We start from the raw sequence: 23,972 nt of genomic DNA on the forward strand, positions 1-23,972 counted from the left end.
CCTACGGTCGAAATGACAAAACGGCCGGTTTATCCATTTCCTAATGCTTCTTTTATCACCTAAAATCTTACATCTTCAATCCAATCTCCCTTAACCGTTCATCCAAATATTCGCCCGCAGTTGCATCCGGATAAGCTTTTGGATGCGCTTCGTCAATGCAAGTATCCAAACAAGCCAAACTAACCGTAGATTTTGGGTGCAGGAAAAACGGGACCGAATAACGTGAAGTTTTCATTAGTTCGCGCGGCGGATTTACCACACGATGCGTAGTAGAACGTAGTTTGTTGTTGGTTAAACGTTGCAGCATATCGCCTACGTTAACCACAATATCTTCGCCGTGTGCTTTTACCGGAAACCATTCGCCTTCGCGGGTCAGCACTTCCAATCCATCGGCACTGGCACCAATCAATAAAGTAATCAGGTTGATGTCTTCGTGTGCGCCGGCACGAACGGCATCATCAGGAACGGCATCGGGGTTTTCTATCGGGAAATAATGGATGCCGCGCAAAATAGAATTGCCGTTGTGCACTTTATCGTCAAAATAATTCTCCGGCAGTTCTAAATAAACGGCGATGGCACGCAGCAAATGTTCGCCGGCCTGTTCTAATTTCTGGTAAACTTCCCGGGTTACAGGGTTAAATTCGGGTAGTTCTTTTACCGTTAAATTTTCAGGATATAATTCTTTCACCGGGTCGCCATCGGTAACCGTTTGCCCGATTTGCCAAAACTCTTTTAAATCCGGTGTTTTGGCGTCTCTTGCTTTTTCGCGGCCTTTGCTGGTGTAGCCGCGCTGCCCGGCCAGTTCGGGTTTTTCGTAACTTAGTTTGATTTCATCCGGCAACGAAAACAGTTTTTGCACCTGCTCGTATAATTTGGCAATCAGCTCTTTGCTTAAACCGTGGTTGCTCACGGTGATGAAACCGGTATCGTTAAAGGCTTGGCCAACTTCGTTTGAAAAGCTTTTTTTGTCATCGGCAGAACCATTGATATAGGTGTTTAAATCTACACGGGGAATATTTATCGTTTTCATACAGGAACAATTTGCTGCTAAAAATACTTATTCTGATGCAATTGCAGCAGGTGTTGCCAAAATAGGCAAATTCACTGTTGCTGAAAAAATGGTGCTAAAAGAAGCATCAGACTGATATATCCGCCTGGAAATTAAACGATTTTGTTGATTATCAGTCGAAATAAATATTACCTGTTAACCTTATATAAAACCTTGCCATGATAAATATACTTCGAAAAGCAACAGCCGCATTTATGCTGGTTTTAGCGATAATTTGTTGCCTAAATATACCTGCGGCAAATGCACAACCCGGCGCAACCGTAACGATGCAAACTTTTTACGACGAGCTGGAGCCTTACGGACAATGGATTGACGACCCCGAATTGGGCTATGTTTGGGCACCCGATGTGGACCAAAGTTTTAAACCTTATGCCACCAACGGCCATTGGGTAGAGACCGAATATGGCAATACCTGGGTTTCTGATTATGATTGGGGCTGGGCAGCTTTCCATTACGGCAGGTGGCGTTACGATAATAATTACGGCTGGGAATGGATACCCGGAACAGAATGGGCACCGGCCTGGGTAAACTGGCGTACCGGCGGCGATTATTACGGTTGGGCCCCGCTTGGCCCCGGCATTGATATTGATGTTGCTATTGGCAGCGGCTATTATGCGCCTAACAACTACTGGGTTTTTGTGCCGAGGCAATATTTGTGCTCGCCTTCCATCAACCGTTATTATTTGCCGCCCAGCCGTAATGTGGTCATCATCCGCAATACAACCATTATCAACAATGTTTATAACGGTGGCAGCCGCAGGTATATCAGCGGGCCGCGGCCGGCAGAAATTGAACGATATGCCGGAAGCCGGATCAATGTTTACAACATCAACAACAATAACCGGCCGGGCGCAACCAGGATCAATAACAATACCATTAACATTTACAGGCCGGAAATTGCTGCCAATGGCTACGGAAACAACCGGCCTGCCCCAACCCGAGTTGTTAACCGTGGCAGTTATGATGCCAACCGCACGAACAATAATAACAATAATTATGGGCGCAACAACGGCAACCCAAACAACAATGGCAGGTTTGGCAATTCGCGCCAGTGGGGCGGCCAGGGAAATGGCGCTGTGCAAAACAACAATCCGGCAAACCCGAATTATGGCGGAAACAGCAACAATGGTTATGGCCGACCTGCCCGGACAGACAACCCGAACAGCAATAACAGACAGTTTCCGCAACGTGGCGAAACATCAAACCCGAATGTGAACAACAATACGGGCATTAACAATCCGGGAAGTGTGCCGCCTGCAGCTGCAAACGGAAACAACCCTTATAATCCAAATGGCAGGCAAGCCAGGGAGAACCAGGCTTTGCCCAATACAAACACGCAGCCAGCCAATGATTGGCGCAGTTCCAGGAATTTTGACCGGAACAGAAACCGTGCGCAGGACAACCAGCTAATCCAACAAAACCAGGCGCAACAACAGCAAATGCAGCAGCAGCGCGAACAACAAAACCAGCAACGCCAGCAACAAATGCAGCAACAACGCGAGCAGCAAATACAGCAAAACCAGGCGCAACAACAACAACAAATGCAGCAGCGCGAGCAACAGAACCAACAACGCGAGCAGCAAATGCAGCAACAACGCGAACAACAAATGCAACAAAACCAGGCGCAACAACAGCAAATGCAGCAGCAGCGCGAACAACAGAACCAGCAACGCCAGCAGCAACGCGAGCAGCAAATGCAACAACAAAACCAACAGCGAGAACAGCAGCGCCAGCAACAGATACCACCGCCACAACAACAAGCGCGCCCTGCAAGGCAAGACGTGCCGGAACGCGGCAGGCCGGAACGGATTTAAAAATAAATTCCACTTTCAACAAAAAAGCTTTTCCCGTTTTGGAAAAAGCTTTTTTTATGTGTATAAAATCACAAGTGTTTTGGCTAAAATAGAATCAGAAGGATTTGTTGGGATTACAGCAATTAATGTTCGAGCAAAGATTGCTTCAAACAATACATGCTTCTTTTAGCACCTAATTTTAAGGTTTTCGGTTGCGGTGTTTTTTAAATAGGGCTTTATTTTTTCCAAAAGTCCGTCGGGCGTATAAGGTTTTAAAAAGTAGTCGGTTAAGCCTTCGTCTTTCAGGTTTTCTAAATCCAAACCAAAAACGCTTCCGGTCAGGGCGATTATCGGCAACTGCTGGTATTTTTCATCGGGCAATAACCTGATTTTCCGGGTCGCCATAAAGCCGTCCATCACCGGCATGTGCAAATCCATCAGCACCAAATCGTAATCTTTTTGGATAACTGTTTTGTAGGCTTCCAGCCCGTTTTCCACGCAGTCGGCTTCTATTCCCCATTTAAAAAACAGCTTTTTGGCCAGTTTGCAATTGATCGCATTGTCATCTGCAACCAAAACTAAACCATGCGGCTTTTCGGCATTGCTGTTTAATTGGATTTGGTTTAATGCTGCTTTCAACGGTCGTAATTTTTGCTGATGGCATCACCTTAAACCTGTTTTTATTTTGGTGATGCTATTAACATTGTTTACGGATTACGTTGCGCAAGGTTATAAAAGCTTACGGGCTGATGCTTCTTTTATCGCCTAAAAATTGGTGTTGTGTTTTTTGTCATGCCGAACTTGTTTCGGCATCCCACAAGCTTGGTTTTTTACTTTTCAGGAGGGATTCTGAAACAAGTTCAGGATGACAAGTTGATGCTTCTTTTATCGCCTAAAAAGTGGTGTTGTGTTTTTTGTGATGCCGAACTTGTTTCGGCATCCCACGTGCTTGGTTTTTTACTTTTCACGAGGGATTCTGAAACAAGTTCAGAATGACAAATTAATGCTTCTTTTATCGCCTAAAAATTGGTGTTGTGTTTTTTGTCATACCGAACTTGTTTCGGCATCCCACATGCTTGGTTTTTACTTTTCAGGAGGGATTCTGAAACAAGTTCAAAATGACAATTTAATGCTTCTTTTATCAACCAAAAATAAGGTTGATAAAAAAAGCATTGGCTAAAATGAACACGAAAGCTTTAACCGCTTAATCGTCGTCTTTTTTCTTCTTTTTTTCCAGCAATACAAAAGCACTGCGTTTTGGTGCAGGCATCACGGCGTTTTCGCCTTTGACGGATTTCCAGACCACTTCGTTCAGTTCGAGATTCGGCACGGCATCTTCTTTGGCAAAATTAAATTTTTCAGAACGTTTGCTGCTTCCGTTCACGGCTACGTTGCGTTGCTCTAAATTAACCTGGGCAGGTTTTGCAACATAAGGTGTAAAATCGGGCTTGCTGGTAAAGCAATCAAACAAAGGCACGGCAGCGGCATCGTATTGGCTCATGGGCGGCAAACCCAAAATCAGTTCGATAGTGCGCAACACGCCGGAAGTTGAATACATATTGTGCGAAACCGCACTGCGCTTAACATAAGGGCCGGCCACAAAAACCGGCGAACGGTGCGCATCAATATGGTCGGGACCGTTTTGGGCATCGTCTTCCAAAATAAAAACCACAGATTCCTTCCAAACCGGGCTTTTAGAAAGGTGTTCGATAAACTGGCCAATCGCCAAATCATTATCGGCAACGCAGGCAGTAGGAGAAATAGCACCTTTTCTTTGTCCGCTGGTGTGGTCGTTGGAAATGCGGATGGTGTTAAACTGAGGGACAGCGTTTTGAGTAACCAGCGAATCAAAATCGTGCGCCCAAATCTCCACCCGTTTTACATCTTTTACGGCCATATCAAAACCCGGCGATTGTTTGCAATAATGGTTTTCCAATGATTTTAAACTTGCTTTGCCGGTTGCGCCATCCGTTACAAACTCGCCGTAAGTGCGGTAAGTTAAACCGGCGCGCTGGCAGTAGTCCCAAATAAAACCATCGCGCGGGTAAGCCGCTTTCCGTGTCCCTTCAAAATCATAGTTTCCGCCGCGGCCGCCGTAACTGGTTGGCCAGGTTTTCTCCACAAAATCTGTGGCATAAGCGGCCGTACTCCAGTTGTGGCCGTCGGCGCTAACTTCGGCATCCACATAAAAATTGTCCAGCAGCACAAACTCGTTGGCCAAAGCGTGGTGGTTTGGCGTTACTTTTTGCGGGAAGATGCACAACGAAGTATCGCCGTTGCCTTTTGTCATATCGCCCAAAACCTGATCGTAAGTGCGGTTTTCTTTAATAATGTAAAAAACGTGTTTGATGGGCGATTTTTCTCCAACCCGGCGCGGAATCGGGTTTCCGGTTTCGCCATCTGCCAATGCTGTTTTTTTAGGGGTAAAAGGAGTATTGGCGTAAACCTGCTTGGTATATTTCTTTAGCTGGGCAGCATCAGGCACATCAATAAAAGATAAAGCACCTTTAAACAAACCGCCGATGTACTGCTCGCGGCTGTTGATTGCCCCTTTTTGATAGCCGCTGTTGTCTTCTTTCAAAACCGGCTGCGGCCCCAATGGGTTGGCCATCGAGGTAAAACCTTTTCCGTTGGCAACCAGTATTTTGGCGCCCAAAGTTTTCACGTTCGTTGGATACCAGCCAACCGGGATAAAACCTAAACTCTGGCTGATGCCAGGTTTTGAAACATCAAAAACAGCCAGGCAATTGTTGTCGGCATTGGCAATGTACAAGGTTTTTTCGTTGGAAGACAAAGCCAAACCGTTGGTGGTAGAACCCGTTAATTTAGTTGGGAACAAAGCCGTAGCCAAAGTTTCCATCACTTTGTTGGTTTTGGTATTGATGACCGAAACCGAATTATCATTGGCATTGGCCACATACAAAATAGTCCCTTTTTTATTCAGCAACAATTCGTTCGGATGGCTTTCGGTATTGATGGTTGCAACCAATGCTTCTTTTACCACATCAAAAACAGCAACCTGGTCGCTTCCCCACAAAGAAACGTACAGCGTTTTTTCATCCGGCGAAAGCACACAGGCATAAGCTTCGGCTGCTAATTTTATTTTTTTGATGATGCTACGCAAACTTGGGTTGATGATGTACAACGTGCTGTCTTCCTTGGTTACCGAATACAAACGGTCGCCGGTTTTATTAACGGTCATTCCTGTCGGGCAAATTTTTTCTTTCGGCCAGGGTTTTCCCAAAATGATCGTGTCGGCCTTGCCCAATTTATTATTGCTGATGGAGTAGCAAAGAATCCAATTGTCGTTTCCGCCCGAAGCATACAGTTTCTTTTCATCTTTGCTGAAAGACAAGCCGTACCATGATTTTTTGATTGCTTTCTGGTCCAGCAATTTTTCGGTGTTTGGGTCAATCAATTGGATGGATTGCGTGCTTTGCCCGTTGTTGGTTACGGCCAGCAATTTTCCGGAAGCCGATAATTGCATGTTCAGCGGCAAATCGCCCAAAGGCAGCGAACGGCCGGCCGGGCTTAGTTTCCAGCCGTTGGGCAGCAGCACTTGTTGCGTTGATTGGATTTTTCCGGGGATTTGTGCCTGCAACTGTACAGACAATACCAAAAAAAGTATGATAAAAGAAGCATGTTTAGAAGAAGCCATCTGTATAAAATATGAGTGTTTTTGTTGCCGTAAAATAACAAAACAAAGATTAAGTTTTTGTAAAGTTTAAGTTAACGCAAACCATAAATCATTTAAAATTTAATATCTTGCATAAAATTGTTGAATGTAACAAAGCTTTACACTTGCCGTAATACTGATCAAACTTATCCTGTTATGCCGGAAATAAATCCGCCCGTTCCTTTTAACGAAATGGAAAGGATCATTAACCTTTCTGAGTTTAATTTAGACTATGCCGAACTTGAAAACGACTTTAAAGACCTGGCCAGATTAGCAGCAAAAATAGCAGGCACGCCTATTTCCCTCATCAATATAATTGATTCGTACACGCTTTGGACTATTACGAACCATGGTTTGGGTACAGGGCAAATGCCGCGCGAAAACTCGGTTTGCCAGTACACCATTATGGGCGACGGGGCTTTTGAGGTAAAGGATTTAACACAAGATGAGCGTTTTAAAGACGATTCTGGGGCAACCGGCGAACCAAGAATACGTTATTATTTAGGCTTACCGATAAAGACAACGGACGGCCATCAAATTGGTACGTTGTGTGTTTTGGATACAAAGGCCAAAAACACCGGCCCGAAAATGGAGGCCAGTTTTGAAAAAATAGAGATGCTGGCCATTATTGCCACCGAGATTGTGCAAAGGCTAAAAGCATTAAGTGTAATCCAATCGCTTCAGGACCAGTTGCATGAGGCCAATGATGTGAGGAGAAAAGTACTGCACGACATCCGCGGCCCCATTGGCGGGATCATCGGTTTGGCGCAAATCATCAACGACCAGGAAAAAAGCAATACGGTAGAAGAAATGCTCGAAATGGTCGGCCTAATCCACCAAAGCGGGACTACCTTGCTGGAACTGGCCGACGAAATTTTAAATACCGAAACCAAAGAATTCTCCCATCAGCCGTTCAACCTGCTGGTTTTTAAAGAAAAACTGCTGAAACTTTATTCGCCGCAGGCAAAAAACAAAGACATCAATTTTGCTGTAAACATAGCTGCCGGAAATGAAACAAAGACATTTTCAAAAGATAAACTGCTGCAAATTGTTGGGAATTTGATTTCCAACGCCATGAAATTTACGCCCCAAAACGGCTTTGTAACGGTAAACATGGCTATTGTTGGCCATTCTTCTGATGCAAGGTTAAATATCACCGTTAAAGATTCGGGCGTTGGTTTAAGCCCCGAAGCAATTGCTGTGATTTTAAACGGAACGGCCACCACTACAAATGGTACGGTTGGCGAAAAAGGGTTTGGGCTTGGTTTGGCTTTGGTAAAACATTTGGTTGATAAACTACAAGGCACGATCAATATCACTTCAGTTGAAGGGGAAGGGGCGACGTTTGAAATCAGCCTGCCGCAAAGTTTAAAAACGGCACAGCTTGCTGCTCAATAAAAATTAAAAAAACCATGCTTCTTTTACCGGCATAAAGTTGGTGCTTTTTGTTGAAAGCAACGGCAGCGTTGACACTGATTTTATGCCGATAAAAGAAGCACGGACATGTTTTAATGGTTAAACCTTTTCAAGCCTGCTGTTTTTGATGATAGATTTGATACTGCGCAGCGGCACGATGACCCAGGTTGGGCGGTTGTTCAGCTCGTAGTTCAGTTCGTAAATGGCTTTTTGCAGCAGGAAAGTTTGCAGCAAAACCTCCAGCCCTTCCAAATCTTTGGGGATAAAAGAAGCATTGCCAACCGTTTTGAGATAAGCTTTCATAAAAAAACCGCTGATGTAGTGGTACCATTGCTCTACAAAAGGCAGCAGTTTGCCGATGTCTTCTGGGCGGATCTGGTTGTCCAAAAACAAGCTGCCATAAGCGGCATAATGGAAAGAACGGACCATGCCGGCCACATCGCGCATGGCAGAATATTTCAGCCTTCTTTCGCTGTAGCTTCGGGCGGGTTCGCCTTCAAAATCCAAAATCAAAAAATCTTTACCGGTAAACAAAACCTGGCCCAAATGGTAATCGCCATGGATCCGGATTTTCGTAACATCGATCTTTCTACTGTATATTTTTTTAAGCACCTCCAGGATTTCTTCCTTCATGCCCAGCACTTCTTCTGCTTCCTGCCGTACATTTTCGGGCAGTTTTTTGATGTTTTTGCTGAGGCTTGAAAACGCTACCCGAACCAGCGATTGCAGCCCGGCAAACAGCGAACGCTGATAGTGCAACGAATATTCTTCTGCTTTAAACGCCGGCAATTCTTCTCCCGAAGCTAAAGCCAGGTGCATTTCCCCGGTGCGGATGCCAAGCGTGTTTACGTGTTCGGCAACCGTGCCTTCCAGTAGTTCCTGTATGTTTTCCGGTACTTCTTCAAAAGCAACAGGCTCGATCAAACTTCCTTTCAGTTCCTGCGAAATCTGGGAAAGATCAGGATTCGACAACAGCTTCTCGTTAAAATTATCCAGCCTGTCCAGCATATATTCCCAACCGTCGCTGTGGCTTTTTACCATTTCCTGCATCATGCCCAGCACCATGGTTTCGTGTCCGAACTTCCATTCAATGGCACCAATAAACTCCGGAATGTGTTTAAAATGCGCATGATTGGTGAGGAACTGCGTAATTTCTACATCCGGGTTGATGGCGCGGTCTACCTTGCGGTAAATTTTTAAATAATACTTGCCATCATACGTGATCGAGGTATTGCTTTGCTCGGCCGAAAGCACTTTTGGCTTGGTTTGCGGCTGTTCTTCAATATGCTGTTTTAAGCCTTTGTTCCCGTAAAACACAATCTCGCCGTTGTTTTGCGGAACAACGTGATGGTTGCCCATGTTGGTAATGATGGCCTGTTGCAAATCAATGCCGTAAATGGCATCGTACAATATGCCTTCTTCTTCGCCAACTTTTAACAACGTGATGATAGACTGCGGGCAGTTGTCCTGCAGTTTCTGTGCAAGCGGCCCGGTGCCAAAAGCAACAGGCAACTGGTACATATCCGGCAAACCTTCGCGGTAAGAAACCTCCATCAGCAGAAAATAAGCGCTGCCTTCCTGCAACGGCACATGTGCATGATCAACAATTCGGATGTTTTCCATACCGCGCGCTTTGCCGCCAAACCAGCGCAAACGCATTAGGTAATCGGGCAAAATTTGTTTTTCTAACTGTTCGATGGTTTCCCGCTCGGTCAGGTCTTTCCATTTTTGTAGGGCTAAACGATGCACTACGGTTTCCTGTGCTGTTTCTACCTGTGCTTTTTCCAGTTCAAAAACCTGGCAGGCGTAAGGGCCGAGGGTGAAGAAATAAGGCTGGTCTTCGCGAATTAACGGGAAACGGTTGCGGCTCAATATTTCTACCGGAATGTAGCCTTTGTAAGCATCCAAATTAATTTCGGCCGGTTGGGTAAACCGGGAAAGATTGGCAACCACCAGCATCACCTGCTCACCGTAACTGCGGGTGAAGGATAGAATCTTAGCATTTTCGGAAGTAACAAATTTCATATCTCCGCGGCCGAACGCTTTGTATTTTTTCCGCGTGCTGATCACCCTTTTCATCCACCAAAGCAAAGAAGAAGTGTTCCTGGATTGGATTTCCACGTTCACCGATTCGTAATGAAACTGCGGATCCAAAATCAACGGCAAATACAACTTTTGTGGATTGGCTTTTGAGAAACCGGAGTTACGGTCAGATGTCCATTGCATCGGTGTCCGAACGCCGTCGCGGTCGCCCAGATAAAAGTTATCGCCCATGCCAATTTCATCGCCATAATAAATAACGGGCGTACCGGGAAGGGTGAACAGTAAGCTATTTAACAACTGGATTTTGTTCCGGTTGTTTTCCAGCAAAGGCGCCAAACGATGGCGGATTCCTAAATTGATCCGCGCTTTTGGGTCTTTTACGTAAACGCGGTACATGTAATCGCGTTCCTCGTCGGTAACCATTTCCAACGTCAGTTCATCGTGGTTCCGCAGAAAAATTGCCCATTGGCAAGTATCAGGAATGGCAGGCGTTTGATCAAAAATATCCGTAATCGGGTAGCGGTCTTCCATTTGCAGTGCCATAAACATACGCGGCATTACCGGGAAATGGTAGTTCATCTGGCATTCGTCGCCATCGCCAAAATACGCCGCTGAATCTTCGGGCCACATATTTGCCTCTGCTAAAAGAAGCGTTCCGGGATAGCGTTCGTCCACATATTTTCGCAGCTTTTTCAGGAAAGCATGTGTTTCGGGCAGGTTTTCGCAATTGGTGCCATCGCGCTCAAAAAGATAAGGTACGGCATCCAAACGGAAACCGTCCACGCCCATTTTGCACCAGTAATCCATAATCCGAAAAACCTCTTCCTGCACCAACGGGCTATCATAATTCAAATCCGGCTGGTGATGGAAAAAGCGGTGCCAATAATATTGCTGTGCTACCGGGTCCCAGGTCCAATTGGAAGCTTCAAAATCCTGAAAAATGATACGGGCATCTTTAAACTGTTTCGGGTCGTCCGTCCACACATAATAATTTCTTTTGTCAGACCCTTTTGGCGCTTTCCGTGCCCGCTGGAACCAGGGATGCTGATCGGAAGTATGGTTGATGACCAGCTCCGTAATTATTTTTAAGCCTCTTTTATGGGCTTCTTTTAGCAATTGTTTAAACTCTTTGATATCGCCGTAAGAAGGGTTGATGTTGTAATAATCAGCAATATCATAACCGTCATCTTTTAACGGCGAAGGATAAAAAGGGAGCATCCAAATGGCCGTAATACCGAGGTCTTGCAGGTAATCCAGCTTTTCCATCAGCCCTTTAAAATCACCGATGCCATCGCAGTTGCCATCGTTAAACGCTTTGATATGCAGTTCGTAAATTACGGCATCTTTATACCAGTGCAATTTATCGTCTAATACTGTTCTTTCTTCGGACATATTTTGGTTGTGTATTTTATAAAAATTATTGTTGGACAAGGAAAATATGGGCAGGCATTAAATAAGGGTTCAGTTGGACGAAATTCCATTCGCCCTGCCAGGTGTAAGTATCGCCGCCCAATAAATCCTGCACCTGAAAAGGCTTGTTGTAATCTAACCCAATTTTTGATAATGGGAGTTTTACCCTGGCACTTTGCGTGTTGTGTACATCCAGGTTTACAGCGATAATTAACAAATTATTGGTTTGCAGATCAAGCTTTGTGTAACAGATGATCTGGTCGTTGGTCGTCTCGGCAAATTCAATGTTCCAGGTGCTTTGCAGGGCCGTGTTGTTTCTGCGGATATTGTTTAAACGCGTGATAGTTTCGCCAATGCGCGTGTTTCTGTCCCAGTCCCAATGCCTGATCTCGTATTTTTCATTGTCAACGTATTCTTCTTTTGTGCCGTGCGGTTCGTTGATGCCGAACTCGTAAACCGGGCCGTACAAACCGTAGTTGGAAGACAAAGTAGCGGCCAAAATCACGCGCATAACGTGTGCGTTTTCCCCGCCGTGAATTAAAGCAGGCGGCAGAATATCCGGTGTATTTGGCCAGAAATTTGGGCGGAAATAATAGCGCATGTCGGTTTTGGTCAGCTCCGTCATGTATTCCTCAATTTCATGCTTGGTATTGCGCCAGGTAAAATAAGTGTAAGATTGGTTGAAACCGATTTTCGCCAGCCGTTCCATTATACGCGGACGGGTAAAGGCTTCGGCCAGGAAAATAACTTCGGGATGTTGTTTGCGTACTTCGCCGATCATCCATTCCCAAAAGTGGAATGCTTTGGTATGCGGGTTGTCAATCCTGAAAATGCGGATCCCTTCATCAATCCAAAAATCGATGACGCTTTTCAGTTCCTGCCACAGGTTTTGCCAGTCGTCCGTCTCAAAATTAAAAGGCAAAATATCCTCGTATTTTTTGGGCGGGTTTTCGGCGTACTGCACCGTTCCGTCCGGCCGCCACTTAAACCATTGCGGGTGTTGTTTTACGTAAGGATGGTCGGGCGCGCACTGGTAGGCAATGTCCATCGCGAGCTCGATGCTTCTTTTACCGGCCTCTTTTATGAGTGCCCTGAAATCGCGTACCGTTCCCAATTGCGGATGGATGGCTTTGTGGCCGCCTTTTCGGTTGCCGATTGCCCAGGGCGATCCCGGGTCTTCCGGCCCGGCGGTTAACGAATTGTTTCTGCCTTTTCTGTTTTTCTCACCAATGGGGTGTATGGGCGGAAAGTACAGCACATCAAAACCCATTTTTTGCACACGCGGCAACAGTTGGATGACATCGCGAAAAGTGCCGTGTTTGCCAGCTTCGGCAGCGGCCGAACGCGGGAACAATTCGTACCAGGTGCTGAAGCCCGCTTTTTTTCGTTCTACCTCGATTTTATAAGTCGTTGGGTAAACGGTAACCAAATCCTCCTGCCGAAACTGGTACATTACTTTGGCAACTTCCTCACTCAAAGCCAAAACCACGCTTTGCGCCGGGCTTTCTGCCTGTTTTAACTCATCTGCCCAGGCCAAAAGTTCCGCTTTGTTGGTTTCGTTTCCAGCTGCGGCCTGCTCCAATAACTGAACGCCGATTTGCAGTTCGACCGCGATATCCTGGCCGGCCTCGTACTTCTTTTGCAGGCCTTTTTTCCAGGTTGTGTAATGGTCTTCCCAGGCTTTCACCTGAAATTCGTAAAAGCCCAAATGTTCTGCTTTAAATTCCGTTTCCCAATGGTCGTTGTTGATTAGTTTCATCGGAAGCTCTTTCCACAACGCTTCGGATGTAGGCTTGATAAAAATGCTTGCGGCAATCTCGTCATGCCCGTCGCCAAAAACGTCTGCCGATAAAGTAACAATTTCATCCAGCACAACCCTGGCCGGAAATTTTCCTTCTTCAACTTTTGGAAATACGTTGGTGATGATAACCCTTTGTCTGCCTCCTGAATGGATCATTGATCTGTTGTTAGTTTTTAAGATTTTATTTGATTGGCCAGTTTATTCCAGTACTTCTTTTATCGTATAAAAATCAGTGAAGTATTCGGCAAATTTTGTAAACGCGAAACCCAATACCAATTTTTATGTGGTAAAAGAAGCATCGTTGTTGGCCATGTATTTATCACAGGCACAAATATAAATTTAAACACTAACCATTGGCAGGTTTAAAAAGTTTAACCGGTGGCAAAAAAAATGGACGGGGGGAAATGATTTTGGCCGAAAAAGAACAACCCGTCCAAAGCTTTTTATAGAAAGACGTTTTATAACACAGAACCAAAAACCGGGCGGTAAACAACAGCTAATCAGTACAATTAAAAATATATTTAACAAATGATTAACTTTTTTTATCGGTTGCCGTAAAAGAAGGAGGTTAAGACAGATTAATTTCTAATTAAGATATTTTTAAGGTAAATGGAACTGTTGAAACAGTTTTTGACATCAAATTTTTTCACCAATTTAATAGGGGTAAAAGAAGCATCAACAGTTTCTTGTCAAAGCATAAACCGTGTTTCCGCTTCTTTAATTTAAAATTAACCTGTTGTTTTAATTTTCCGTAAAATGATAATTTAATTTACTTTTGAAAAAATTTGTATTCTGTATTGGAGTGGTGCAACCCATGCTCTAATCGTTTAAATGTATGAACAAAGCAACTATTCTTGTTTTTTTACTTTCTGTTTTCATCAGTTTTTGTGCGATAAAAACAGCATCGGCACAAACCAACCTGGATAATATTTCTACCATTAATGTAGATAACCTAAGCGACCAGGATCTTAAGCAACTATTGCAGCGGGCGCAAAATGCCGGTATTAGTGATACAGAGTTGTTGCAGCAGGCGCAGGCCAGGGGAATGGCCAACGGGCAGCTTCAAAAACTACAGGCCAGGATCATCCAAATCCGAAAAAGCAGTACGGCCGGCAACAGTTTGTCGGACACGATCCTTGCCGGCAAAAGAAATTTAAATTACAAGCCAGAGGTTGTAGATACCACGAACCGGGTTAACCTTTTTGCAGATTTAAAGCCTAAAATATTTGGCGCCGACCTTTTTAAAGGCAAAAACAATTCTTTTGAGCCTAACCTTAAACTGGCAACCCCGCTAAATTATATCATCGGGCCTGACGACCAGCTCAATATCAACGTTTACGGCAACTCGCTGGTTAACTGGCAATTGAGCGTTTCTCCCGAAGGCAATATTAATATCCCCGGCATTGGTATTATAAACGTGGCCGGAAAAACAATCGAAACAGCCACAACTTTGATTAAAGCTAAACTTGCGGCAAACAATTATGCCATCGGCCGCGGAACAAATGTGCAGGTAAGTTTGGGCAATATCCGCAGCATTAAAGTCATCATGATCGGGCAGTTGGAAAGGCCGGGCACGTACACTTTGCCTTCGCTCGCTACTGTTTTTAATGCCTTGTATGCAGCTGGCGGCCCAAGCGAAACGGGAAGTTTCAGGCAGATTGAAGTAATTAGAAACAACCGTATCATCAGGACATTGGATGTTTACGATTTCCTTACGAAGGGCAACCAGAAAGACAACATTGCTTTGCGTGACCAGGACGTGATCCGCGTGCCTACTTACAAAACCCGGGTAGAATTGTTGGGGCAGGTCAAGATTCCGGCCTTGTTTGAGGTTTTGCCGGGCGAAAGCTTTCAAACTGTTTTAAATTTTGCCGGCGGTTTTACCGATAGCGCCTATGTGGCAAGGATAAAAATTTCTCAGGTAAGCGGCCAACAGCGCAAACTGACAGACTTGGTAGAAGCCGATTATTCAAATTATATGCCTTTGCGCGGCGATGTATATTACATAGAATCTGTGCTTAACCGTTTTGTAAACCGGGTTACCATTAACGGTGCCGTGTTTCGCCCGGGCGAATACGAACTGCAAAACGGGTTGACCTTAAACCAGTTGATTGAAAAAGCGGCCGGTTTGCGGGAAGACGCTTTTACAGAACGCGGTACGATTACGAGGTTAAAGCCCGATAACAGCACTGAGTTGATTTCTTTTAGTGTAAAAGATGTGCTAAACAAAGCAGTAACCATCCCATTGCAAAGGGAAGACGTGGTTTTTATTTCTTCTATTTTTGATTTGCGCAACAAATATCAGGTTACGATCAACGGGTCGGTAAGAAAGCCTGGCACCATTGATTTCTCACAAAACATGAAATTGGAAGACCTGATTTTGTATGCCGGTGGTTTTGCAGAAGGGGCCAGCCCGAAACGGATTGAAGTGGCCCGAAGGGTATATAATGCTGACCCGGAATCAAAAAACAGTAAAGTTGCACAGGTTTTTAGTGTCAATGTGGATAGCCAGCTTAAACTTGCCGGTGTTGATTTTGTGCTGCAGCCTTTTGATATAGTTTCGGTGTACAGCCTGCCGGGCTTTGAAAAACAAAGGACCGTAAGGGTAGAAGGCGAAGTGCTGTATCCGGGGTCTTACACCATTCAAACCAAAGATGAAAAAATCTCGGATTTGGTTAGGCGTGCCGGTGGTTTAACCGTCTCGGCCGATGTACAAGGCGGTTCCTTAAAAAGGAACAACATTGCTATTTTAGGTGTTGATAAAAATAAAACCGATACCACGGCCTTAAGATTGGAAAGGAATGAGCAGGTGAGCCGTTTGAGAAGGACCAACAGAGGCGATACAACAAATACCAATAATTTGCAGCCCCGCAATAATTATGTGGGTATCAACCTTGAAAAAATAATAGAAAAACCAGGTACAAAGATTGATTTAATACTGGAAGATGGCGATGTTTTACGGGTGCCAAAAGAGCAGCAGGTTGTACGCGTAAACGGCGAAGTGCTTTATCCAAGTGCCGTTGTTTACAGCAAATCAAAATCGTTTAAGTCTTATGTCTATAATGCAGGTGGTTTTTCATCCAATGCCTTAAAAAGCGCTGCTTATGTGGTTTATCCAAACGGAACGGTAAAAGGGACGAAGAAAATCCTTTTCTTTAACAATCACCCAAGTATCAGGCCGGGAAGCGAAATTTTTGTGCCGAACAAACCTAAAAACCCGGCCAACACCATTCAAACAATTTTAGGTGTTACAACAGGTTTAGCTTCCTTAGGCGCTATTATTTTAGGGATAATAAGTGTTACCAAATAGTTTATCGGTTTGTGAAAGTAATCATTGTGGTTTAGAGGATACTAAATGGATAAAAATATTAATACAGACTCCGAAGAAATATCTTTAAAAGAACTCGTTTTAAAAGTAAATTCTGCAATTGCTTATTTAAAAAGCAAATGGGTTTTGATTATGGTATGCGGTGTTATAGGCGGGTTGTTGGGTTTGGCCTATTCCTTCTACCGAAAACCGCTTTATATCGCAACCAGCACTTTTGTTTTGGAGGATAGTAAAGGTGGAGGTTTGGGCCAGTATGCAGGTTTAGCATCATTGGCAGGGATAGATATTGGCGGCGGCGCAGGCGGCATTTTTCAAGGCGATAATATTATTGAATTGTACCGGTCCCGGGTGATGCTGGAAAAAACGCTGCTTAGCCCGGTTGTTATCGAAGGGAAAAAGCAGTTGCTGATTGACCGTTACATAGATTTTTACAAGCTGCGCGACAAGTGGAAAGAAAAGGACCATATTACGTCCATTAATTTTTATGGCGATCCGGATAAATTTAACCGGAAGCAGGACAGTATCATTTCAGATTTGGTCGGCCTTTTCAGGACCAAAATTTTGGGTGTTGATAAGATTGATAAAAAACTAAATATTTTAAAAGTGGACGTGGCCACCAATGATGAGCTTTTTTCTAAAGAGTTTAACAACAAATTGGTAGAAACCGTAAACAACTTTTACACTGAAACCAAAACGAAGAAAAGTTCGCAAAATGTAATGATCCTACAAAAACAAGCCGATAGTGTAAAACGGGTTTTAAATTCTTCCATCGGCGGCGTAGCTTCGGCTATTGATGCTGCACCGAATGCCAATCCATCGCTTGTAACCTTGCGCGTACCTTCCCAACGCAAGCAGGTAGATGTACAGGCCAATTCTGCTATTTATGGTGAAATTGTAAAGAATCTGGAAGTTTCTAAAATTTCCTTACGTCAGGAAACACCATTGATCCAGGTAATAGACAAGCCGGTATTGCCTTTGTTTGTTGACCGGTTAGGTAAAGTAAAAGGGTTTGTGGTAGGTGCCTTTTTAGGATGTTTCTTAATCATCCTGATACTCTCCGTTCGGAAAATATTTAAGGCCATTCTTAATTAACAGGTATAATATGAAACATTATACACTTAAAATTACAGAATTACGTCGGGAAACGGCAGATACGCTAACCGTAGTGTTTAAACAGCCTGCATTAAAAAAAATAAAATATCAAGCGGGGCAATACTTAACACTGATTTTAAAAATCAACGGCCGCAGGTATAGTCGGCCTTATTCCTTTTCTTCCGCACCAGGCGTTGATTCGGATTTGGAAATTACGGTAAAGCAGGTTCCGGGAGGGATTGTTTCAAACCATATTGCCGACCGGTTGAAAACAGGTGACTTGGTTGAAGTAATGGAACCGATGGGAAGTTTCGTCTTAAACCCTGATTCAATAACAACTGATACGCATCTTGTACTTTGGGGGGCAGGAAGCGGGATAACGCCACTTTTTTCTATCATAAAAGAAGCATTACATAAAAATACAGGTAAAAAAGTTACGCTGGTTTACGGCAACCGCAGTTTGGAAAGTGTGATTTTTAAGGATAAAATTAAGGCATTAAAAACAGTATACCCAAATTTTACTTCCTGGAATTCTCATACTAAGCTTGCTATCAGCGAGGTTAACCCAACTGTTATTGAAGGCCGTATTGATCCTGCAAAAGTGCTTTCGGTAATGCAGGCAGAAGGAGATTTAAACCACACGCTGCATTATATTTGCGGGCCGGTAGGGTTAAAAGAGTCGGTAAAAACAGCATTGCTTGCTTTGGGGGTAAAAAGCCAAAGCATCCAAACAGAAGATTTTGAGATTGTAAGAGACCCGGTGGCGTTTGAAAATATCAGTACCAGGATGGTAACGGTGATTAAAGATGGTGTAAAACATTTGGTTGAAGTAGTTAAAGGCAAAAGTATATTAGAGGCAGGTTTAGATGCCATGCTCAATTTATCGTATTCCTGCCAAACCGGAAATTGTTTGGTTTGCAAAGCGGTACTTGTACAAGGCGAAGTAAAAATGATCGGCCCGACAAATAAGCCCGAAGAATTAAATGCTGATGAATGTCTTTTGTGTTGTAGTTTCCCGATGGTGGAAAATGTAGAAGTTGCTGTTGCTTAAAAATATATAGAGAATACTGCATGAAAGTTGTGTTGCTTGCCGGTGGTTTAGGCACCAGGTTATCCGAAGAAACGGTTTTAAAGCCGAAACCGATGGTCGAAATTGGTGGTATGCCGATACTTTGGCACATCATGAAAATATATTCTGCCCATGGCTTTAATGATTTTATCATTTGCCTGGGCTACAAAGGTTATGTGGTAAAAGAATATTTCGCCAATTATTTTCTGCATCAATCTGACGTTACCATTGATCTGGCAAAAAATTCGATGGAAGTGCACGATTCTCAAGCAGAACCTTGGAAAATAACTTTGGTAGATACCGGTAACGAATCCATGACTGGCGGACGGATCAAAAGGATCCAGCAACATACCGAAAACAAACCTTTTATGCTGACTTACGGCGATGGCGTTTCTGATGTCAACATCACCGAGTTATTGAAATTTCACCAAACCAACGGAAAATATTGTACGGTTACAGCCGTACAGCCATCAGGAAGGTTTGGCGCCATCAATATGGATGCACACAATCAAGTAAAATCATTTATGGAAAAGCCAAAAGGCGATGGTGCCTGGATTAACGGTGGGTTTTTTGTTTGTCAACCGGAAGTTTTTAACTATATTAAAGATGGCGACGGTACCATTTGGGAACGCGAACCGATGGAAATGATTGCAGAAGACGGACAAATGGTAGCTTTTAAACATGATCAGTTTTGGAAGCCGATGGATACGCTTCGGGATAAGCATGAGTTGGAAGAGGAGTGGTCTCAGAACAGGGCGAAATGGAAAATTTGGTAATATGGTTTTTTGGAATTGTTACCGAGGGAAAAAAGTATTGATTACAGGCCATACCGGTTTTAAAGGATCGTGGCTGGCAATTTGGTTAAAAGAATTGGGTGCCGAAGTTTATGGTTATGCCTTGGCCCCATCATCTGATGCAGATAATTTTGTAACCTGCAACTTGGCTAAAGAAGTTAACCATTTTGAAGGCGATGTTCGAGACAGAAATCAATTGAAAGATTATTTTAACCAAGTACAACCAGATATTGCTTTTCATCTTGCCGCACAGCCTTTAGTTTTATTATCATACCAAAACCCGGCCGAAACTTTTGAAACAAACCTAATGGGTACAGTAAACTTTTTTGAAGCCGTACGCCAAACACCATCTGTAAAAGCAGCAGTAAACATCACCAGTGATAAATGTTACGATAACAAAGAATGGGTTTGGGGTTACCGAGAAAATGATCCGATGGGCGGGAAAGACCCTTACAGTGCTTCAAAAGGTTGCGCCGAATTAATTACTTCATCTTACATCAACTCTTTTTTTAATGGTGAAAGTTGCTGTGTGGCTTCTGCCCGTGCCGGTAATGTGATCGGTGGTGGGGATTGGGCTGCGGACAGGATTGTGCCCGATTATTTTCGGGCAGTAAAGGCCGGAGGGAAATTAACAATCCGTAACCCAAGCGCAACGCGCCCATGGCAGCATGTTTTAGAGCCATTAAGCGGTTATTTAAATTTGGGTGCAGCCTTGTTTTTAAAAGGTAAACCGTTTGTTGGCGGATGGAATTTCGGACCGGAAGATTCTGCAAATTATTCAGTCGAGGATTTGATAGAAAAAATATTACAAATTGATCATTCGGGTGGTTATACCGTTCCGGAAAATATAAACAAGCCCCACGAAGCTCATTTTTTAAAATTGGATATATCAAAAGCTGTAAACAGGTTAGGTTGGAAGCCTGTACTTTCATTTGATGAAACCGTGAAATTTACAGTAGAAGGTTATCAGGCAGAAAACGACGACTCAAAATCAGTTTTAGAAAACAGGGTGCAGCAAATCCAAAATTACGTTACAAAAGCTAAAAGTAAAGCCGAATGGGCTTACAGGTAAACACATGAAAATATTCGACACACCATTTAACGATCTGTTTTTGTTGGAATATCATATTCATCGGGATACAAGAGGCGAATTTGTAAAAACTATTCACGATGATGTATTTCAATCTCATGGGTTAGATTACTTATTTGTAGAAAATTATTTTTCTGTATCGCACAAAAATGTGATCAGAGGCATGCATTTTCAAAATTCGCCGCATGATCATGCTAAATTAGTTTACGCGGTAACTGGCAGGACTTTGGATGTAGTATTAGACATTCGAAAATCATCTCCTACTTATGGCGAATTTTTTTCGGTTGAATTGAGTGCAGAAAAAAGAAACGCCATTTATATTGGAAAAGGTTTTGCACATGGGTTTTTGAGTTTAGAAGATAATAGTTTGGTAGAATACCATACCACAACCGCTCAAAACAAAGCCTCAGAAGATGGCATCAAATGGGATTCTTTTGGTTTTGAGTGGAATGTAAAGAACCCGATTATTTCTGAAAGGGACCAGTCATTCAAAGATTTTAAAAAGCTAATTGCAGTTTAATGAAGGTGTTGATTATTGGTGCATCCGGATTAGTGGGCAGCAATTTGTACCAGGTTTTTGGGCAGAACAATAAAGACGGAATCAACTTGGGAACACACTTAAGCTATTCAACCAATTATTCTGTTTATTTTGACCCGCTAAAAGAAGTACCGATTGAAATAAGCAAAGAAAAATGGGACGTAATTATCCATACCGGTGCGCTAACTAATGTGGATCAATGCGAAACAGAACAGGATTTAAGTTATCAATTAACCGTTGCATCTACACAAATGCTTCTTTTACTGGCAAAAAATAACAATTCAAAATTTGTATATCTATCAACAGATTACGTTTTTGATGGCGAAAACGGACCTTATGCAGAAACAGATAAAGTTGAACCATTAAATGTTTATGGCAAACATAAATTGGAATCAGAAGAAATAGTTTCTACGTATCCCGATCATTTAATTTTGCGTATTACCAATGTTTATGGAGATGAAATACGGAACAAAAACTTTATTGCCAGAATACTTGATGCTGTAAAGCAAAAAGATTTTGTTGAGATCAAAGCACCGGTTGATCAACTTGCAACACCGGTAAACGCAGCAGATGTGGCAAAAGCGATTTACCTTTTGGTACAAGATAATAAAACGGGTATTTACCATTTGGCAAGTACAGATTATTTATCGCGTGTACAATTGCTACAACGTATAAACGCTTATCATGCAAACAAGGTCAAAATTATACCGGTAAAAACAGCATCACTAAATCAGGCAGCCCTCCGCCCTCTTCGTGGTGGTTTAATAGCGGCAAAGTTTGCTTCAGAATATCCTGATTTTATTTTTTCAAATGTAGATGATTACTTAAAAAAGCAATAATGATCAGTCAAACTATAAACGCTCGGGACTTTGAGCTAAAAACAACAAAAATTTCGGAACCGGGCAAAGATTACATACCTGTAACCGGAAAGATAATTGAAGAAGATGATCTGCTGTTAGGTATGGAAGCCGTAGCAGATGGGTGGCTAACCGCAGGAAGGTTTGCCAATCAGTTTGAAAGTAATTTTACTTCCTATTTTAAGGCGGTAAAAACATTATTGGTTAATTCAGGTTCGTCAGCCAATTTGGTTGCCTTTTATGCTTTAACGTCGCCTAAACTGGGCGACCGTGCAATTAAGCCCGGAGATGAAGTAATTACCGTTGCGGCAGGTTTTCCAACCACAGTTAATCCGATTGTACAATTTGGCGCTGTTCCGGTATTTATTGATGTAGATATTGCTACGCATAACGTGCAGGCCGATTTGATCGAACAGGCTGTTTCCCCTAAAACCAAGGCCATCATGATCGCGCATTCTTTAGGAAACCCGTTTAATTTGGATGAGGTGATGCGTGTGGCAAAAAAATACAATTTATGGGTTGTAGAAGATGATTGCGATTCGTTGGGCGCGACCTACAGAGGTAAAAAAACTGGGACATTTGGTGATATTTCAACTTTCTCATTTTATCCTGCACACCACATCACCATGGGCGAGGGCGGGGCGGTATTAATTAACAATCCTGAATTGGCTAAAATTGCCGAAAGCTTTCGGGACTGGGGCCGGGACTGCTATTGTGAACCTGGACGAGATAATACTTGCGGCTGCCGGTTTTCTCAACAATTAGGATCGTTGCCTTACGGCTACGACCATAAATATACCTATTCGCATATTGGGTTTAATTTAAAAGTAACGGATATGCAAGCCGCCATCGGTGTATCACAATTTAATAAGATAGACCGTTTTGTGGAGAAGCGCCGTCAGAATTATAAAGCATTATACGAGCGCATGAAAGAATTTGAGGAAGTTTTTATCCTGCCGGAACCCACACCCGAAAGTGATCCATCTTGGTTTGGATTTTTAATGACGCTACGCGAAGGAGACGCTGCAGACAGGCACATGTTGGTCCAACATTTAGAGCAAAATAAAATAGGGACAAGGTTATTGTTTGCCGGAAACTTATTGCGCCAGCCAGCTTATACAAATGTACAGCATAGGGTAAGCGGAGACTTAAAAAACACAGATATTATCATGAACCAATCTTTTTGGTTGGGCGTGTGGCCCGGATTGAATGAAGATCATTATGATTATATGGCAGAAGTATTAAGAAGTTATATAAACGGATAGATGAGTGCTTTAACTGAGATAACCTTTGTAATTCCAACATTTAACAGGAATGATTATCTTATTAAAATATTAGATACATTACCAACTGATGCAAATGTTATTGTAAGTGATAACGGAGGAGCTGTTACTAAAGAAATAATTAATTTTTATAACAGTTTCTTGTTTATTACACCTTCTAAAAAATTAGAAATGTATGAAAATTGGAACTATTGTATTAATCATGTAAAAACAAAATGGTTTATTATTCCATCCGATGATGACTTATATTATTCTAACGAACTATACAGAATATTTGATGCAATAACCGAATTTAAAAATTGTGGGATAATTATTTTTGGTCATAATGTAATAGATGAAAGAGATGCAATTGTATCTTCATGGAAACCGGATAGCTTGATCAAATTTAATGTACCTCTTGGATTTGACATTTTTAAATATGGCGTAGAAGCAAGACTGCCAAGTATAGTTTTTAATACGGAATTAGCAAAAAGGCATGGATTATTTAAAGAAGAATACGGTTATACTGCAGCAGACAGTTTATTGATTCAAAAATGTTTACTAACTTCTGATAGTGCATTTATACCACACGTCATTTCTGCATATCGTGTTTGGCCAAACAACTTTACTTCAAAACTTATATCAACACAAGGGTGGCTTGAAAGGATTGATAAATGGCAAAACGAAATAGGCTTAATGGCATCATTAAAATTTAAAGAATCTCGAATAAAATT

General features: G+C 42.9%; 16 protein-coding genes. 11 read left to right on the forward strand and 5 right to left on the reverse strand.

The window, feature by feature from the left end; all coding sequences use genetic code 11:
• Window positions 1-67: 67 nt before the first annotated feature.
• The gene (locus V5804_RS04415) at window positions 68-1,030 is read right to left on the reverse strand and encodes an isopenicillin N synthase family dioxygenase (protein ID WP_369590163.1); all 963 of its coding nucleotides are present in this window, start codon (window positions 1,028-1,030) and stop codon (window positions 68-70) included.
• Window positions 1,031-1,227: 197 nt separating this feature from the next.
• Between V5804_RS04415 and V5804_RS04420 the strand changes: the two genes are divergently transcribed.
• Window positions 1,228-2,883, forward strand: a complete 1,656-nt coding sequence (locus V5804_RS04420) for a DUF6600 domain-containing protein (protein ID WP_369590164.1) — start codon at window positions 1,228-1,230, stop codon at window positions 2,881-2,883.
• A gap of 165 nt (window positions 2,884-3,048) precedes the next feature.
• Here the strand turns inward: V5804_RS04420 and V5804_RS04425 are convergent, their stop codons facing one another.
• Window positions 3,049-3,501, reverse strand: coding sequence for a response regulator (locus V5804_RS04425; RefSeq protein ID WP_369590165.1), 453 nt, complete (start codon window positions 3,499-3,501; stop codon window positions 3,049-3,051).
• Between the two features lie 565 nt (window positions 3,502-4,066).
• The gene (locus V5804_RS04430) at window positions 4,067-6,520 is read right to left on the reverse strand and encodes a beta-propeller fold lactonase family protein (protein ID WP_369590166.1); all 2,454 of its coding nucleotides are present in this window, start codon (window positions 6,518-6,520) and stop codon (window positions 4,067-4,069) included.
• 174 nt (window positions 6,521-6,694) lie between these two features.
• Between V5804_RS04430 and V5804_RS04435 the strand changes: the two genes are divergently transcribed.
• Window positions 6,695-7,936: a GAF domain-containing sensor histidine kinase gene (locus tag V5804_RS04435; RefSeq protein WP_369590167.1), complete on the forward strand. Its 1,242-nt coding sequence runs from the start codon at window positions 6,695-6,697 to the stop codon at window positions 7,934-7,936.
• Window positions 7,937-8,053: 117 nt separating this feature from the next.
• On the opposite strand, the gene treS is transcribed toward V5804_RS04435, so the two are convergent.
• Window positions 8,054-11,389, reverse strand: coding sequence for a maltose alpha-D-glucosyltransferase (treS, locus tag V5804_RS04440; protein ID WP_369590168.1), 3,336 nt, complete (start codon window positions 11,387-11,389; stop codon window positions 8,054-8,056).
• 25 nt (window positions 11,390-11,414) lie between these two features.
• Window positions 11,415-13,364, reverse strand: a complete 1,950-nt coding sequence (locus V5804_RS04445) for an alpha-1,4-glucan--maltose-1-phosphate maltosyltransferase (protein ID WP_369590169.1) — start codon at window positions 13,362-13,364, stop codon at window positions 11,415-11,417.
• A gap of 679 nt (window positions 13,365-14,043) precedes the next feature.
• Between V5804_RS04445 and V5804_RS04450 the strand changes: the two genes are divergently transcribed.
• The 9 genes from V5804_RS04450 to V5804_RS04490 all read left to right on the forward strand — a co-directional run.
• Window positions 14,044-16,518 carry an SLBB domain-containing protein gene (locus V5804_RS04450; protein ID WP_369590170.1) on the forward strand — a complete coding sequence of 825 codons (2,475 nt, stop codon included), beginning with the start codon at window positions 14,044-14,046 and terminating at the stop codon, window positions 16,516-16,518.
• Window positions 16,519-16,563: 45 nt separating this feature from the next.
• The gene (locus tag V5804_RS04455) at window positions 16,564-17,628 is read left to right on the forward strand and encodes a lipopolysaccharide biosynthesis protein (protein WP_369590171.1); all 1,065 of its coding nucleotides are present in this window, start codon (window positions 16,564-16,566) and stop codon (window positions 17,626-17,628) included.
• Window positions 17,629-17,638: 10 nt separating this feature from the next.
• Complete coding sequence (locus V5804_RS04460; RefSeq protein WP_369590172.1) at window positions 17,639-18,679, forward strand: FAD-binding oxidoreductase; 1,041 nt, start codon at window positions 17,639-17,641, stop codon at window positions 18,677-18,679.
• Window positions 18,680-18,699: 20 nt separating this feature from the next.
• Complete coding sequence (rfbF, locus tag V5804_RS04465; protein ID WP_369590173.1) at window positions 18,700-19,473, forward strand: glucose-1-phosphate cytidylyltransferase; 774 nt, start codon at window positions 18,700-18,702, stop codon at window positions 19,471-19,473.
• A gap of 1 nt (window position 19,474) precedes the next feature.
• Window positions 19,475-20,563 carry a CDP-glucose 4,6-dehydratase gene (rfbG, locus tag V5804_RS04470; RefSeq protein WP_369590181.1) on the forward strand — a complete coding sequence of 363 codons (1,089 nt, stop codon included), beginning with the start codon at window positions 19,475-19,477 and terminating at the stop codon, window positions 20,561-20,563.
• A gap of 4 nt (window positions 20,564-20,567) precedes the next feature.
• Window positions 20,568-21,101 (forward strand): dTDP-4-dehydrorhamnose 3,5-epimerase, encoded by a 534-nt coding sequence (rfbC, locus tag V5804_RS04475; RefSeq protein WP_369590174.1) that lies wholly within the window; start codon window positions 20,568-20,570, stop codon window positions 21,099-21,101.
• Window positions 21,101-21,958, forward strand: coding sequence for an NAD(P)-dependent oxidoreductase (locus V5804_RS04480; RefSeq protein WP_369590175.1), 858 nt, complete (start codon window positions 21,101-21,103; stop codon window positions 21,956-21,958). The genes rfbC and V5804_RS04480 overlap by 1 nt, the downstream gene beginning before the upstream one ends.
• On the forward strand, window positions 21,958-23,241 hold the full coding sequence (rfbH, locus tag V5804_RS04485; protein WP_369590176.1) for a lipopolysaccharide biosynthesis protein RfbH: 1,284 nt from the start codon (window positions 21,958-21,960) through the stop codon (window positions 23,239-23,241). Before V5804_RS04480 ends, rfbH begins: the two co-directional genes overlap by 1 nt.
• Window positions 23,242-23,972 (forward strand): glycosyltransferase family A protein (locus tag V5804_RS04490; RefSeq protein WP_369590177.1); only part of this gene is annotated, 731 nt, incomplete at its 3' end.

The organism is Mucilaginibacter sp., assembly GCF_041088075.1.
GTDB lineage: Bacteria > Bacteroidota > Bacteroidia > Sphingobacteriales > Sphingobacteriaceae > Mucilaginibacter_A.